This is a genomic window from Stenotrophomonas sp. GD03654 (genome assembly GCF_029845105.1).
GTDB lineage: Bacteria > Pseudomonadota > Gammaproteobacteria > Xanthomonadales > Xanthomonadaceae > Stenotrophomonas > Stenotrophomonas africana.
The window spans coordinates 45716-60984 of the sequence record NZ_JAOCLC010000014.1; the positions used below are offsets into that span (position 1 = coordinate 45716).

At 65.5% G+C, this 15269-nt stretch carries 11 protein-coding genes; 10 read left to right on the plus strand and 1 reads right to left on the minus strand.

What is annotated here, in order from left to right; genetic code table 11:
* Window positions 1-12: 12 nt before the first annotated feature.
* Window positions 13-918 carry a ScpA family protein gene (locus N5J73_RS07890; RefSeq protein WP_010486714.1) on the minus strand — a complete coding sequence of 302 codons (906 nt, stop codon included), beginning with the start codon at window positions 916-918 and terminating at the stop codon, window positions 13-15.
* 375 nt (window positions 919-1293) lie between these two features.
* Here N5J73_RS07890 and N5J73_RS07895 point away from each other — a divergent pair, with 375 nt between their 5' ends.
* The 10 genes from N5J73_RS07895 (at window position 1294) to N5J73_RS07940 (ending at window position 15147) form a co-directional block, all read left to right on the plus strand.
* Window positions 1294-1593 (plus strand): YciI family protein, encoded by a 300-nt coding sequence (locus tag N5J73_RS07895; RefSeq protein ID WP_032129789.1) that lies wholly within the window; start codon window positions 1294-1296, stop codon window positions 1591-1593.
* Window positions 1594-1613: 20 nt separating this feature from the next.
* Window positions 1614-1865: a BolA family protein gene (locus N5J73_RS07900; RefSeq protein ID WP_049447373.1), complete on the plus strand. Its 252-nt coding sequence runs from the start codon at window positions 1614-1616 to the stop codon at window positions 1863-1865.
* A 148-nt stretch (window positions 1866-2013) separates the two neighbouring features.
* Window positions 2014-3051, plus strand: a complete 1038-nt coding sequence (locus N5J73_RS07905; protein WP_049447374.1) for a LacI family DNA-binding transcriptional regulator — start codon at window positions 2014-2016, stop codon at window positions 3049-3051.
* A gap of 76 nt (window positions 3052-3127) precedes the next feature.
* Window positions 3128-6184: a TonB-dependent receptor gene (locus N5J73_RS07910; RefSeq protein ID WP_049447375.1), complete on the plus strand. Its 3057-nt coding sequence runs from the start codon at window positions 3128-3130 to the stop codon at window positions 6182-6184.
* Window positions 6185-6432: 248 nt separating this feature from the next.
* On the plus strand, window positions 6433-8037 hold the full coding sequence (locus N5J73_RS07915) for a glucoamylase family protein (protein WP_049447376.1): 1605 nt from the start codon (window positions 6433-6435) through the stop codon (window positions 8035-8037).
* A gap of 4 nt (window positions 8038-8041) precedes the next feature.
* Window positions 8042-9382, plus strand: a complete 1341-nt coding sequence (locus tag N5J73_RS07920) for a sugar ABC transporter substrate-binding protein (protein WP_049447377.1) — start codon at window positions 8042-8044, stop codon at window positions 9380-9382.
* Window positions 9379-10260: a sugar ABC transporter permease gene (locus tag N5J73_RS07925; protein ID WP_006378065.1), complete on the plus strand. Its 882-nt coding sequence runs from the start codon at window positions 9379-9381 to the stop codon at window positions 10258-10260. Before N5J73_RS07920 ends, N5J73_RS07925 begins: the two co-directional genes overlap by 4 nt.
* A complete protein-coding gene (locus tag N5J73_RS07930) occupies window positions 10257-11093 on the plus strand; it encodes a carbohydrate ABC transporter permease (protein WP_006378064.1) in 837 nt (278 codons plus the stop codon). The genes N5J73_RS07925 and N5J73_RS07930 overlap by 4 nt, the downstream gene beginning before the upstream one ends.
* Entirely contained in the window at window positions 11090-14257 is a 3168-nt protein-coding gene (locus N5J73_RS07935; RefSeq protein WP_049447378.1) for a discoidin domain-containing protein, read from the plus strand. Before N5J73_RS07930 ends, N5J73_RS07935 begins: the two co-directional genes overlap by 4 nt.
* Window positions 14258-14259: 2 nt before the next feature.
* On the plus strand, window positions 14260-15147 hold the full coding sequence (locus tag N5J73_RS07940) for an endonuclease/exonuclease/phosphatase family protein (protein ID WP_049447379.1): 888 nt from the start codon (window positions 14260-14262) through the stop codon (window positions 15145-15147).
* Window positions 15148-15269: the final 122 nt, after the last annotated feature.

Consider the following 15269-nt stretch of genomic DNA (forward strand, 5'->3'; position numbering starts at 1 on the left):
GGCAGTCAGCGCTCACTCGTCTGCATTGGCGGCGTCGTTGTCGTCGAATTCGCTGCTGAACTGCAGCGGGGCATTGGTGTTGCCGGCGGCCAGCGATTTCACGTAGATCGGCGCCAGCGGTTCTTCCTGGACGATGTCCAGCAGCTGTTCCTTGGCCAGCTCCAGCACCGCCAGGAACGTGACCAGCACGCCCAGCTTGCCTTCTTCGGCCGTGAACAACCCTTCAAAACGATAGAACTTGCCATCTTCCAGGCGTCCCAGCACTTCGCCCATGCGTTGCCGCACGCTCAGTGCCTCACGCTTGATGGCGTGGCCGCTGAACAGCTCGGCGCGCTTGAGCACGTCGTGCAGCGCCAGCAGCATCTCCTTCAGGTCCACCGGCGGCGGCAGCTTCACCGTAGCGCGTTCGGGCATGAAGGCATGCGCCACCGTCGTGTCGCGATCCTGGCGGGGCAGGGCGTCGATGTCCTCGGCGGCCTGCTTGAAGCGTTCGTACTCCTGCAGCCGGCGCACCAGCTCGGCGCGCGGGTCGGCCTCATCGCCTTCCTCGCTGACCGGGCGTGGCAGCAGCATGCGCGACTTCACTTCGGCCAGGATCGCCGCCATCACCAGGTACTCGGCGGCCAGCTCGAAGCGCAGCTCGCGCATCACGGTGATGTATTCCACGTACTGCCGGGTGATCTCGGCAACGGGAATGTCCAGGACATCCAGGTTCTGGCGGCGGATCAGGTACAGCAGCAGGTCCAGCGGGCCTTCGAAGGCATCCAGGATGACTTCCAGCGCGTCCGGCGGAATGTACAGGTCCTGCGGAATCTGCAGGACCGGTTGCCCATGCACCACGGCCAGCGGCATTTCCTGCTGCTGTGGGGCGGGCGGCCGGGTTGGCGGGTTCGCGTCGAGCGCGAGTTCGGAAGTCATCTAATGGACATCAGGATTGCAACGGACCAGTCGCGGCACCGGGTTCGCCGGGCCAACGCCACGGAGCCCCAGGGCACCAGACACGCCGGGATCGGCGCGATTCCACACATATCAAACAGCAGGACGCGCCGCAGGAAACGGCGGCGACGGAACTACGGGGAGGTCGTCTACGTGGCCCGGCCAGGTGGACCGGTTTGAAGCAGCGGGACGGTCGTCGGGGGCTGCGTTGGCCGCAAAAACCGACGGGCTGCTGCATCCAGCCACGTGCAATGGAGTCTAGGGTAAGCCTTTGTCGCGCCAGTGTCCAGCCGGGCCGGGGCAGGGGCCGCATTGGCTAGAATCTGCGGACCCGACAACGCAAGCGAGGAAATGCCGGTGTGGTATGTGATCGAAGGGTATGACGGCCAGGATGTGCTGGCGCAGCGGCTGCAGGCGCGGCCGGAACACCTGGCGCGGTTGCACGCGCTGCGCGACGAGGGACGCCTGCTGCTGGCCGGCCCGTGCCCGGCGGTGGACAGTGAAGACCCGGGCCCGGCCGGTTTCAGCGGCTCGGTGGTGATCGCGCAGTTCGAGTCGCTGCTGCAGGCCCAGGCCTGGGCCGACGCCGACCCGTACGTGGCGGCCGGCGTCTACACCCGCGTGCAGGTGCGGCCGTTCCGCAAGGTGTTGCCGTGAACGCGGAACGGATCTCGCGAATGCGTGATGCGCTGCAGCATGCCCTGGCGCCGAGCGTGCTCGAGATCGAAGACGACAGCCATCGCCACGCCGGCCATGCCGGTGCGCGCGACGGTCGCGGCCATTTCAACGTGCATGTGGTCAGTGAACGCTTCGCCGGACTGGGCCCGCTGGCCCGGCATCGCGCGGTGTACGCCGCACTGGGGTCGATGATGGAGACCGATATCCACGCGCTGTCCATCCGCGCACATACCCCGTCAGAACAGGGCTGAGCCCTTGTCCCGCACTGTCCTGGCCGGTCCGCACGGGCCTCGCCGCGGACAGATTTTCATGTCCATTTCGGGACATTCGCCTAACGGACTGTTTACAAGCCCAGATGGAAACGCTTACATTCCGCGCCAATGCTGGTAGGTCCAAGCCGTGGAGGGCGGCTTCGTGAACAAGGCAGCTATCACAATCAAAGACGTCGCTCGCGAAGCCCGGGTCTCCGTGGCCACGGTTTCCCGCGCGCTCAACGGGCATGAAAATGTCGCCGAACCGGTCCGCCAGCTTGTGCTGGAGGTCGCCGCACGGCTGCGTTACACCCCGCACGCCGCCGCCCGCAGCCTGAGCAGCCGCCGCACCAATACGGTGGGCGTGGTGCTGCCGGATCTGTACGGCGAGTTCTTCTCCGAGCTGATGCGTGGCATCGACAACGTCGCCCGTAGCCGCCGCCAGCACCTGCTGGTGTCCAGCTATCACGGCGACCAGGAACAGCAGGGCGCGGCCCTGCGCGCCATGCGCGGTCGCGTCGACGGCCTGCTGGTGCTCTCGCCCTATGCCGAGAGCCCCGGTTTCCTGACCGACAACCTGCCGCAGTCGTTGCCGACGGTGTTGATCAACACCTATCTGCCCGGGCAGGACCACCCGGTGCTGAGCATTGACGACCATGCCGGTGCGATGGCGATGACCCGCCACCTGCTGGACGCCGGCCACCGCCGCATTGCATTCATTTCTGGCCCGGACCTCAACTTCGACGCGCGCGAGCGCCTGCGCGGCTTCCGTGACGCGCTGGTGGCTTTTGGCAGTGGCGCCGAGGGCATCGAGCTGCCCGGTGATTTCGACGAAGCTTCCGGCCATCGCGCCGGTCAGGAGTTGCTGGCAGCCGGAGCGCTGCCCGATGCCGTGTTCGCCGCCAACGACATGATGGCCCTGGGCTGCCTGTATGCGTTCACGCAGGCAGGGGTCCGTGTTCCGGCCGATGTCGCCCTGGCGGGTTTCGATGACATTCCACTGGCGCGTTTCGTCCACCCGTCGCTGACCACCATGCAGGTCAGCATCGCCGAGCTCGGCGACCGGGCCATGACGCGCCTGCTGCAGTTGATGGACGGCACCTCCACGGACGGGACAGGGGACAAGCAGACCCTGGTTCCCCGCTTGATAGTTCGCGATTCCACCACTCCGCCATCGGGCCATTGAAGCCAGAGGCGTTCCTTCTTTTTTGATTGATCGCAGGTACCGCGCAAGCGGTTACCGCCACCCGGAGATTGAGTTGATGATGCACACCACCTTCCGCACGCCGGCACGCCGGCTGCTGAGCACCGCACTGGTCAGCTGCCTGATGCTGGCCGCCGCTCCGAACGTCATGGCGCAGTCGGCCAACGCCAGCCTGCGCGGCCAGGTTTCCGGCGCCCAGGCCGGCGCCGAAGTCACCGCCACCAACGTGGCCACCGGTACCGTCCGTCGCGGCACCGTGCGTGCCGATGGCAGCTACTCGCTGATGGGCCTGGACCCGGGCACCTACGACGTGGTTGCCAACGGCCAGTCGCAGAAGGTCACCGTCACCGTGGCCTCGACCGCTACGCTGAACTTTGCCGGCGCTGCCAGCAGCACCCCGGGGTCGACCGCGGCCACCAACCTGGACACTGTCAACGTCGTCGCGCCGACCCTGCTGCAGGAAGTGCGCACCTCCGAAGTCGGCAAGACCGTCAGCCTGCAACAGATCCAGACCACCCCGCAGGTCTCGCGCAACTTCCTGGAGTTCGCCGACGCGGTGCCGGGCCTGATCTTCACCCGTGACGCCAAGGGCAATACCTCGCTGCGCGGCGGTGCCACCAATGCCGATGGCACCAATGTGTACATCGACGGCGTGGGCCAGAAGAGCTACGTGAAGGGTGGCGGCGTGGCCGGCCAGTCCGGCAGCGCCGGCAACCCGTTCCCGCAGCTGGCCATCGGTGAATACAAGGTCATCAGCGGCAATTACAAGGCCGAGTATGGCCAGGTGTCGAGCGCCGCAGTGACTGCTGCGACCAAGTCCGGTACCAATGAGTTCAAGGGTGAGGCGTTCTACCGCTACACCGATGAGGACATGCGTGCCAAGACCCCGGCCGAGCGTCAGGGCGGCAAGGACAAGATGGTCTCGGCCGAGAAGGAATACGGCTTCGCCCTGGGCGGCCCGATCATCCAGGACAAGGCGCACTTCTTTGTCACCTACGAAGCCAAGCGCTTCGATCTGCCGGTCACCATCGCGCCGGACGGCGCGGTCACCGGCGCTGCGGGCCTGCTGCCGCCGGCCGGCGCCGCCGGCCTCGGCCCGGCCAGCCAGCCGTTCCAGCAGGATCTGATCTTCGGCAAGATCGACTTCGAGCCGACCGACAACGATCGCATTGAACTGACCTTCCAGGACCGCGACGAAACCCAGTCGCAGTTCAGTGGCCAGACCTCGCCGCAGGCCGGACGCGAAGTGGTCAATACCGACCGTCGCTACGCCCTGCGCTGGAACCACAGCGGTGAGCGTTACTACAACGAATTGATGGTCACCCACGAGGATTCGTTCAACAATCCGACCCCGCTGACCCTGGCCAACGGCATCACCTACACCGCGCCGGACGGTCCCGAAGACCGCACCGTGGTGAAGATCGGCGGTGCATCGGCTCTGGATTCGCAGGTGAAGGGCCAGAAGGGCTGGTCGATCGAAGACAACCTGACCCTGGATGGCATCCAGTGGGCCGGTGACCACACCATCAAGATGGGCGTGAAGTACAAGCAGATCGACCTGTACGCTTCCGACGCGGCGCAGATCAACCCGACCTTCACCTATTCCCTGGGAGACCCGGACTTCCCGGATTCGATTCCGTACAAGGCGCAGTTCGTCAAGCCGGTGACCGGCGTGTCGGGCGTGTCCGGCGAAGTGCGTTCGAAGTCCAAGCAGTACGGTGTGTTCATCCAGGACGACTGGCAGGTCAACGACCACCTGCAGCTGAACATCGGCCTGCGCTGGGACTACGAAAAGACCCCGACCTACCTGAATTTCGTCACCCCGCAGCAGGTGGTCGACGCCATCTATTCGCAGGATCCGCGTGCGCCCGCCGGCCAGACCTACGCCGATTCGCTGGCACTGGGTGGCCTGGACATCAGCGACTACATCAGCAACGGCCACAACCGCAAGGCGTTCAAGGATGCCTGGCAGCCGCGCCTGGGCTTCTCGTATGACATCAATGCCGACGAGCAGCACGTGATCCACGGCGGTGCCGGCCGGTCCTACGACCGCGACCTGTTCGACAACCTGCAGCTGGAAACCACCAAGCTGGCTTTGCCGCAGCCGACCATCTACTTCCGCAACCCGGCCACCGGCACCTGCATCAACGGCCAGGCCGCCTGCTATGACTGGAACCCGAACCTGCTCAACGGCATCGGCAACCTGCAGTCACTGGTCGGCGCGACCAGCAATGCCGGTCTGGAAGTGGACCTGCTGAACAACAAGCTGAAGGCGCCGTACTCGGACCAGTTCAGCCTGGGCATGAGCAACCGGATCGGCGAGTGGCTGACCGACGCCACCATCGCTCGCACCCTGAGCTACGACGGTTTCGCCTTTACCCTGGGCAACCGTTACCCGACCGGCCAGTTCTTCGATGACCCGCGCCTGTGCGGTGGCACCGACCCGGGCCTGAGCCAGGCGTGGAGCTGCAACGTGCCGGGCTTCGGCAGCCTGATCATCGGCCAGCAGGGCATCAAGACCCGTGCCACCCAGGTGCTGCTGTCGGCGCAGAAGCCGTTCACCAAGGAAAGCGGCTGGGGTACCTCCATCGCCTATACCTGGACCACCGCCCGCCACAATCGCGACATCAACGAGAAGTACGCGTTTGACCGCGGTCTGATCGGCGACTATCCGACCATCCGCTCCAACGGCGCACCGCGCCACCGCCTGGTGGTGACCGGTTCGTACGCGGGCTTCTGGGGCATCACCTTCGGCGGCAAGATCACCCTGGCCACCCCGACGGCCGTCAACGACTGGTACCCGGTGATGCAGGCCAGCGGCTACACCCTGCCGACGCCGCAGGCGGCCGTGCCCAACGCCACCGGCAAGTTCCTGGTGGGCGGCAAGATCTTCGGCTACCGTTCGGTCGACCTGCAGGCGACGAAGACGTTCAAGATGCCGGGCGATACCGAGCTGTACGCACGTATCGACATCATCAACGTCTTCAACTTCGACAACTTCTCCACCTACAACTACGTCAAGACCAACGGCAAGCTGCAGGCCAGCTACAACGAGACCGGCGACATCATCGGCACGCCGCGTCAGATCAAGGCCGAAGTGGGCTTCCGCTTCTAAGCCCGGGTGTAGATGCACGACCCGATGCCGCCGCTCCGCCGGCGGCATCGGTCGCGGGAAAACGGCAATGGCCGGCTTCGTGCCGGTCCATTGCCCACGCCGCTGCCGGGCAGGGCGCAGCGGCGTGGGCAATGATCGCGGTGTCAAACCACGTTTCTCGTGGTTTTTTTTGAACGCAGCTTGTAAACGATTTCAGATCATTGGACGTTATGCTCTCCCATCGATCAGACCACCGGAGGAATCGCGCCATGCAGGCACGCCATCTGTTGTCCGCCGCGGCGTTGAGCCTGGCTGCTGCTGCCTGCCAGCCGGCCCAGCAGGAGCCTGCCAAGCCGCGGCCGCCGGTGATCCTGATCGAGGCCGATGCACCGCCGCGGCCGATGAAGCCGGAGCTGCCGCCGCTGTTCGATGACATCGAGCGCCGTACTTTCCAGTTCTTCTGGGACACCACCAACGAGATCAACGGCCTGACCCCGGACCGCTACCCGTCGCGGCCGTTCGCCAGCATCGCCTCGGTCGGCTTCGCGCTGACCGCCTATCCGATCGGCATCGAGAACGGCTGGGTCAGCCGCAACCAGGCGATCGACCGCACCCTGACCACCCTGAAGTTCTTCCGCGACGTGCCGATGGGCCCGCAGCGCACCGGCAAGGCCGGCTACAAGGGCTTCTACTACCACTTCCTGGACATGCAGGAAGGCCGCCGGTACGACAGCTGGGTCGAGCTGTCCTCGGTGGATACCGCGCTGCTGATGATGGGCGTGCTGTTCGCGCAGTCGTACTACGATGGTGACGATCCGCGCGAAAAGGAAATCCGCCAGATCGCCGATACGTTGTACAAGAAGGTCGACTGGCCGTGGTTGCAGCAGCGCGCGCCGCTGATCTCGATGGGCTGGTTCCCCGAGAGCGGCTTCATCGACCACGACTGGATGGGCTACAACGAGGCGATGATGGTCTACATCCTCGCCCTGGGTTCGCCGACGCACCCGGTCAGCCCGGATGCGTGGACGGTGTGGACGCGTACCTATGACAACGACTGGGGCGTCTACCAAGGCCAGGAGTACCTGTCCTTCGGCCCGCTGTTCGGCCATCAGTACAGCCACGTCTGGATCGACTTCCGCGACATCCAGGACGCGTACATGCGCGAGCGTGGCAGCACCTACTTCCTCAACAGCCGCTCGGCCGCCCTGGCCCAGCGCGAGTATGCCATCGCCAATCCGATGCAGTGGAAGGAGTACGGCGAAAACGTGTGGGGTTTGACCGCCAGCGACGGACCACAGAACACCACCCAGGACTATCGCGGCGAGCAGCGCCAGTTCCGCCATTACTCTTCACGCGGCGCTGGCCTGCGCGAGAATTTCGATGACGGCACCATCGCCCCCACTGCCGCGATCGCGTCGGTGGTGTTCGCGCCGGAACAGGTGATCCCGGCCACGCTGGAGATGCACAAGCGCTACGGCGATTACATCTATTCCAGCTACGGCTTCCTGGATTCGTTCAATCCCAGCTTCAACTACGACATCCCGATCAAGACCGGCCGCGTGGTTCCGGATCGTGGCTGGGTCGCCAGCGACTACATCGCCATCGACCAGGGGCCGATCCTGACCATGATCGCCAACTACCGCAATGACTTCGTCTGGGAAGTGATGAAGAAGAACCCGTACATCCGCAAGGGCCTGGAGCGGGCGGGGTTCAGTGGTGGCTGGCTGGCGCCGGAAGGTTCGTTCCAGCCGCTGGAACTGCAGAAAGACGAAAAGGCCGCGGCGGCACGCGCGGTGGGTATCGCCGAATCACGCGCGGCTGCCGCGCAGGAACAGAAGAACAATGCCAACCGCAACACAGGCCAGGGCAAGTAACCCGATGCCGAACTGGATCGACCGTCTGCGCCGCTGGACACTGCCAGCCCTGGCCGCACTGGCCGTGGCCGGCTGCGCCCGCACCGAACCGGGCACCACCACCGTGCGCTTCTGGGCGATGGGCCGCGAAGCCGAGGTGGTCAGCGAACTGATCCATGAGTTCGAAGCCGAGAACCCGGGCATCAAGGTGGATGTGCAGAACATCCCGTGGACCGCTGCGCACGAAAAGCTGCTGACCGCGTTCGCCGCCGACGGTCTGCCAGACGTGTGCCAGCTCGGCAACACCTGGGTGCCGGAGTTCGCCGAGCTGGATGCGCTGACCCCGCTGCAGCCGTTCGTGCAGCGTTCGGCCGTGGTCGACCCGAAGGACTACTTCCAGGGCATCTGGGATACCAATGTGATCCATGGCGAGCTGGTCGGCGTGCCGTGGTATGTCGACACGCGTCTGATCTACTACCGCAAGGATCTGCTGGCCAAGGCCGGCTACGACCACCCGCCGCGCACGTGGGCGGAGTGGGACGAACAGATGGCGGCGATCAAGCGCATGCAGGGCCCGAACCGCTATGCGGTGCTGATGCCGATCAACGAGTTCGAGCAGCAGCTGTCGCTGGCGCTGCAGCAGCCCGATCCGCTGCTGCGCGACGATGACACCCGCGGCAATTTCGCCAGCCCGGGGTTCCGCCGCACGTTGGCCTTCTACGCCAACATGTTCGAGCAGGGCTGGGCGCCGAAGATGTCCGAGACGCAGATTTCCAACGTTTGGGATGAGTTCTTCCGCGGCTTCAACGTGTTCTACATTTCCGGCCCCTGGAACATCCGCGAGTTCAAGAAGCTGCAGCCCAAGGAACTGGAAGGGCAGTGGGGCACGGCCGCGCTGCCGGGTCCGGACGGTCCGGGCGCCGGCATTGCCGGGGGGACCAGCCTGGTGATCTTCCGCAAGTCGCAGCAGAAGGAAGCGTCGTGGAAGCTGATCGAGTTCCTGTCGCGCCCGGACATCCAGGCCCGTTTCCATTCCATCATCGGTGACCTGCCGCCGCGCCGCAGCGCCTGGAGTGCCCCGTCGCTGGCCAACGATCCGCTGGCGGCCGCGTTCCGCGACCAGCTGGAGCGGGTCAAGCCGACCCCGAAGGTGCTTGAGTGGGAGCGCATCGTGCAGGAAATGCGCATCGTCACCGAGAAGGTGGTGCGCGGTGGCCTGGCGCAGGACCAGGCCGTGGAAGAGCTGGACCAGCGCGTGGACAAGGTGCTGGGCAAGCGCCGCTGGATGCATGAACAACAACGCCTGCAGCAGCGCGTGCCGGCGCCGCAATCGAGCAGTGCCGTGGCCGCCGGGAGCGTGCAATGAAACGTACTTCGCTTGCCGGCTGGATCTTCGCCGGTCCCTCGCTGATCGTGCTGGGCATGTTCTTCGGCCTGCCGGTGGCTTCGGCGCTGGCGCTGAGCGTGACCGACTTCGACCTGTATGCCTTGGCTGACAGCAGCAACCTGCGCTTTGTCGGCCTGGGCAACTACATCGATCTGCTACAGACGCCGATGTTCTGGAAGTCGTTGTGGAATACCACTTACTTCGTGTTGATCGGCGTGCCGTTGTCGATTGGCGTGTCGCTGGGCGCAGCGATGCTGCTGAATGCACCGGCCGCGCGTTTCAAGGCGCTGTTCCGCACCGCGCTGTTCGCGCCGGTGGTGACCACGCTGGTAGCGGTGGCGGTGATCTGGCGCTACCTGTTCCATACCAGCTACGGGCTGGTGAACTACGGCCTGGGCCATCTGGGCATCAGTCCGATCGACTGGCTGGGCGATCCCAACTGGGCGATGCCGACCATCATGCTGTTCGCGGTGTGGAAGAACTTCGGCTACAACATGGTGATCTTCCTGGCGGGCCTGCAGGCGATCCCGCATGACCTGTACGAGGCCGCCCGCATCGACGGTGCCTCGCGCTGGAAGCAGTTCCTGCACATCACCCTGCCGATGCTCGGCCCGGTGCTGCTGGTGGTCGGCGTGATCACCGTGTCCGGCTACTTCCAGCTGTTCGCAGAGCCCTACGTGATGACCCGTGGCGACCCACTGCAGAGTACCGTCAGCGTGCTGTATTTCATGTTCGAGGAAGGCTTCAAGTGGTGGAACCTGGGACGCGCCTCCGCGGTGGCGTTCCTGCTGTTCCTGATCATCCTGGCGGTGACCACCGTGATGCTGCGTTTCGGCCGCAAGAGGCAGTTGGTATGAGTCGTGAAATCGGCCAGTCGCGCTGGTACCCGTGGTTGATCAATGGTGCGTTGCTGGTGCTGGCCCTGGTCAGCCTGGCGCCGTTGCTGTGGATGCTCTCGGTCTCGTTCATGCCGCAGGGCGAGGCGACCCACTTCCCGCCGCCGCTGCTGCCGTCCAGCATCACCACGCGCAACTACCATGAGTTGTTCGCGCGCACCGGCATGGGCGGCAACTTCGCCAACAGCCTGCTGGTGTCGGTCGGCATCACCCTGGGTTCGCTGCTGCTCAACACGATGGCCGGCTACGCCTTCGCCAAGCTGAACTTCGTTGGCCGCGAGCGCCTGTTCCAGGTGTTGATGGCGGCGCTGGTGATCCCGGCACAGGTAGCGATGCTGCCGCTGTTCCTGCTGATGAAGCAGCTGGGCCTGGTCAACAGCTTCGGCGGCGTGATCGTGCCGGCGCTGGCCAGCGTGTTCGGCATCTTCCTGGTGCGCCAATACGCGCGTTCGATTCCGGACGAACTGCTGGAAGCGGCCCGCATCGACGGGGCAGGGGAGCTGCGCATCTTCTTCCAGATCGTGCTGCCGATGCTCAAGCCGGTGCTGGTGACCCTGGCAATCTTCACTTTCATGGGCGCATGGAACGATTTCATGTGGCCGTTGATCGTGCTGACCGATCAGGAGCACTACACTTTGCCGGTGGCGCTGGCCACCCTCTCGCGCGAGCACATCATGGACGTGGAAATGATGATGGCCGGCGCGGTGGTCACCGTGGTTCCGGTGCTGGCGCTGTTCCTGGTGCTGCAGCGGTACTACATCCAAGGTCTGTTGTTGGGGAGCGTCAAAGGATGAAGCGAGCGATCGCCGTTGGACTGGGCCTGTTGTGGACCTCCCTGGCGATCGCCGCACCTCCGGCGCTGCCGGCACCGAAGGTGCTGGACGATTTCGACGACATCGCGGCCTGGAAGCTGGTGCTGTCCGACCAGGTCAGTGGTTCTCTGCGACCGGTCAGTGGCGCTGGCGGAGGCCGCGCGCTGTGCCTGGACTATGACTTCCACGATGTCTCCGGCTACGTCGGCATCCGCCGCGCGTTGAACATCGAGTATCCGGTCAATTACCGCTTCGGCTTCCAGCTGCGCGGTGATTCACCGGGCAACGACCTGCAGTTCAAGCTGATCGACGCCAGCGGCGACAACGTCTGGTGGGTCAACCGTCCCGGCTACAGCTTCCCCAAGGCATGGACGCCGGTCGAGTACCGGCGTCGGCAGATCGACAAGGCATGGGGGCCCTCGCCCGAGAAGGAGATGGCACGCAGCGCCGCCGTCGAATTCACCATCTACAGCAAGGTCGGCGGCCGCGGCACGGTGTGCTTCGACAAGCTGACCCTGCAGGGCCTGCCGCCGCAGGATGATTCGGCGCTGGTGCCGTCGGTGATCGCCGACACCGCTACCGCGCTGCAGGACCGCATGATCGACGGCAAGAGCGATACGTTCTGGATCAGCGGTGGCGTCAAGCAGCAGACCATCAGCCTGGACCTGCACAAGAGCCGCGAGATCGGCGGTGCGGTGATCGACTGGCTGCCGAACCTGGAAGCGCGTCGCTACACCGTGCGCACCTCCGAGGACGGCCGTGACTGGCGTACCGTGCGCGAAGTCACCAGCGGTGCGGGTGGCCGCGACTGGCTTGCCCTGCCGGACACCGATGCGCGCTACGTGCGCTTCGATCTGCAGGATGGCCCGAACTGGCGCTATGGCATCCGTGACATCGCGCTCAAGCCGCTGGCCTTCGCGGCCACGCCGAACGCGTTCCTGTCCTCGGTGGCCGCCGACCTGCCGCGCGGGTCGTTGCCGCGTGCCTACGTGGGCGAACAGCCGTACTGGACTCTGCTGGGCCTTGATGGCGGCCAGGAGCAGGCGTTGATCAGTGAGGACGGCGCACTGGAGCCGGCCAAGGGCAGCTTCAGCATCGAACCGTTCATCCGCCTCGACGGCAAGCTGCTGGACTGGTCGAAGGTGGCCATCACCCAGTCGCTGCAGGATCACTACCTGCCGATCGCCAACGTCGACTGGGTGCATGAGAAGGCCGGCCTGGCGGTGACAAGTTTCGTGCAGGGCACGCCGGAGCGCGCGCAGCTGATCGGCCGCTACCGGCTGAGCAATCCGGACAAGGTCGCGCACGAGTACACCCTGGCACTGGCGATCCGTCCGTGGCAGGTCAATCCGCCCACCCAGTTCCTCAACACCGTCGGTGGCTTCAGCCGCATCGATGCACTGGACGTGGGCGAGCAGCTGGTGCGGGTCAACGGTGAGCCACGCATCTACCCGCTACAGGTTCCGGACGCACGCTTTGCCAGTACGTTCGACGGCAAGCTCGATGCGATGCATCTGGCGGACGGAAAGTATCCGGCCACCACTGCAGTGAAGGACAACACCGGCATGGCGTCGGGCGCGTTGATCTATACGATCACGCTCGAGCCCGGCCAGAGCCGCGAGGTGGCGGTGGTACTGCCGCAGACCGGTGGCTGGGCGCCGCAGGCGCTGGACGTGGCCAAGGCGCAGGCGCAGGTAGCCGAGCAGTGGCGGCAGAAGCTGGGCGTGGTCTCGCTGCAGGTGCCCGCTGCGGGCCGGCCGCTGGTCGACACCCTGCGTACGGCAGTCGCGCACATGCTGATTTCGCGCGTGGGGCCGCGCCTGCAGCCGGGCACGCGCTCGTATGCGCGCAGCTGGATCCGCGATGGCGCGATGATCTCCGAGGGCCTGCTGCGCATGGGCCGCAGCGATGCGGTGCGCGACTACATCAACTGGTATGCGCCCTACCAGTTCGAGAACGGCAAGGTGCCGTGCTGTGTCGATGCACGTGGCAGCGACCCGGTGCCGGAGAACGACAGTCATGGCGAGCTGATCTACAGCATTGCCGAATACGGGCGCTACACCGGCGACAGTACCTTCGTCGAGCTGATGTGGCCGCACGTGCAGGGCGCCTACAGCTACATGGAGCAGCTGCGGTCCAGCGAGCGCAGCGAGGAGAACCGCGCACGCAATCCGGCCTTCTACGGCATGATGCCGGCCTCGATCAGCCACGAAGGCTATTCGGCCAAGCCGATGCACTCGTACTGGGACAACTTCTGGGCGCTGCGCGGCTACAAGGACGCGGCGCTGCTGGCGACCCAGCTGGGCAAGGTCGAGTCGATGCAGATGGCCGAATCGCGAGACCAGTTCCGTGCTGACCTGCAGGCCTCGCTGCTGTCGGCGATGCAGCAGCACAAGATCGATTACCTGCCGGGCTCGGCCGAGCTGGGCGACTTCGACGCGACCTCGACCACCATCGCGCTGGCGCCGGGCGGGGAGCAGGGCAGGCTGCCGCAGCAGGCACTGGAGGCTACCTTCGATCGCTACTGGAAGGAGTTCGTGGCGCGTCGCGATGGCAAGCGCGAGTGGAAGGACTACACCCCGTACGAGTGGCGCAACGTGGCCGCGTTCGTGCGCCTGGGCTGGCGCGACCGCGCCTGGCAGGCCACCGAGTTCTTCTTCAAGGATCGCGCACCGCAGGCCTGGAACCAGTGGGCCGAGGTGGTTTCGCGCACGCCGCGCAAGCCGTTCTTCGTCGGTGACCTGCCGCATGCCTGGGTGGCTTCGGACTTCGTGCGCTCGGCGCTGGACATGTTCGCCTACAACCGCGACATGGACGATGCGCTGGTGCTGGCTGCCGGTGTACCGACCGCGTGGCTGCAGGGCGAGGGCATCGCCGTTCAGGGCCTGCGTACGCCGCAGGGCCAGCTCAACTACCGCCTGCAGCGCAGCGACAAGCAGCTGGTGCTGGAGGTGCAGCCGGGCCTGGTGCCACCGGCCGGTGGCGTGGTGCTGCCATGGCCGTACGCGGGTGATCCGGGCGAGGCGACGGTCAACGGCGAAGCCGCCGAGTGGGTCAACAGGGAACTGCACGTGCACCAGCTGCCGGCGCGGGTCGAGATCGAAGTGCCGAACGCGGTGCGCCGCGCCGAGCGCAAGGGACAGTAACGATGAAGCAGCAGGGGGAGAGGGTGCGCACGACCGTGCGTGCCCTGGGGCTGGCAATGGCATTGGCATTGCCGGGCGTGATGATGGCGGCCGAACCGGTTGCCACGACTGCGGCGGCCGACGTTGCCAGCGCGCCGGGCATGAGCATGGTCACCTTCAACCTGCATCATGACCGTGAAGACTGGCCGAGCCGGCGCCGCACCATCCTGGCCGAGCTCAAGCGTCTGCAGCCGGATGCGGTTGCCCTGCAGGAGGTGATCCAGCGCCGCAACGTGCGCAACCAGGCGCAATGGCTGGCCAGCCAACTCGGCTACAGGTACGTGTTCGTGTCTACCGATCCCGTGGGCGCACCGAAGCGCTACGGCAATGCGCTGCTGACCCGGCGGCCGATCCTCGCCCAGGGGGATCATCTGCTGCAGCCGTTGGACGACTACCGCACCGTTGCTCACCTGCGCATCGACGTCGACGGCGCGCCGGTGAACGTCTACGCCACGCATCTGAACGAGCGCAGTGACGAGAGTGGGCAGCGCATCCGTCGCAGCCAGGTCGAGGACCTGCTGCGCTTCATCACTGCAACCTCGGCCGGTGCACCGGTGGTGATCGCTGGTGACTTCAATGCACTGGTGGATGCAGGCGACCTGAGCGAGCTGCGCAGCCACTACGGCGACAGCTACGGCAGCGTGCATGTCAACACCGACCTGGCCGGGGTCAGTACGCTCAATCGTCACTACTACCAAGCGCCTTTGCGGATCGACCACATCTTCTTCCAGCAGGACGAGATGGTCGCACGCGAGGCGAAGCTGCTGTTCGACCAGCCCGACGACAGCGGTCGCTGGGCATCCGATCACTACGGCGTGTGGACACGCCTGCAGTTCGCGCCGGCGCGCTGATGTCCTGGTAGGTGCCAACCTTGGTTGGCACGGGCGTGTCCGCGTCCGCTCCAACAACGGCGCCGTCCAGGGTCGGCCGCTACCAGAGCGCTGCACGCGCCCGATGCACAAACAAAACGGCG

Bases quoted from the DNA above. Each gene is read 5' to 3' on its own strand.
- N5J73_RS07890 (WP_010486714.1), bottom strand. From the start codon at position 918: ATGACTTCCGAACTCGCGCTCGACGCGAACCCGCCAACCCGGCCGCCC.
- N5J73_RS07900 (WP_049447373.1), top strand. From the start codon at position 1,614: ATGCGTGATGCGCTGCAGCATGCCCTGGCGCCGAGCGTGCTCGAGATC.
- N5J73_RS07910 (WP_049447375.1), top strand. From the start codon at position 3,128: ATGATGCACACCACCTTCCGCACGCCGGCACGCCGGCTGCTGAGCACC.
- N5J73_RS07915 (WP_049447376.1), top strand. From the start codon at position 6,433: ATGCAGGCACGCCATCTGTTGTCCGCCGCGGCGTTGAGCCTGGCTGCT.
- N5J73_RS07920 (WP_049447377.1), top strand. From the start codon at position 8,042: ATGCCGAACTGGATCGACCGTCTGCGCCGCTGGACACTGCCAGCCCTG.
- N5J73_RS07925 (WP_006378065.1), top strand. From the start codon at position 9,379: ATGAAACGTACTTCGCTTGCCGGCTGGATCTTCGCCGGTCCCTCGCTG.
- N5J73_RS07930 (WP_006378064.1), top strand. From the start codon at position 10,257: ATGAGTCGTGAAATCGGCCAGTCGCGCTGGTACCCGTGGTTGATCAAT.
- N5J73_RS07935 (WP_049447378.1), top strand. From the start codon at position 11,090: ATGAAGCGAGCGATCGCCGTTGGACTGGGCCTGTTGTGGACCTCCCTG.
- N5J73_RS07940 (WP_049447379.1), top strand. From the start codon at position 14,260: ATGAAGCAGCAGGGGGAGAGGGTGCGCACGACCGTGCGTGCCCTGGGG.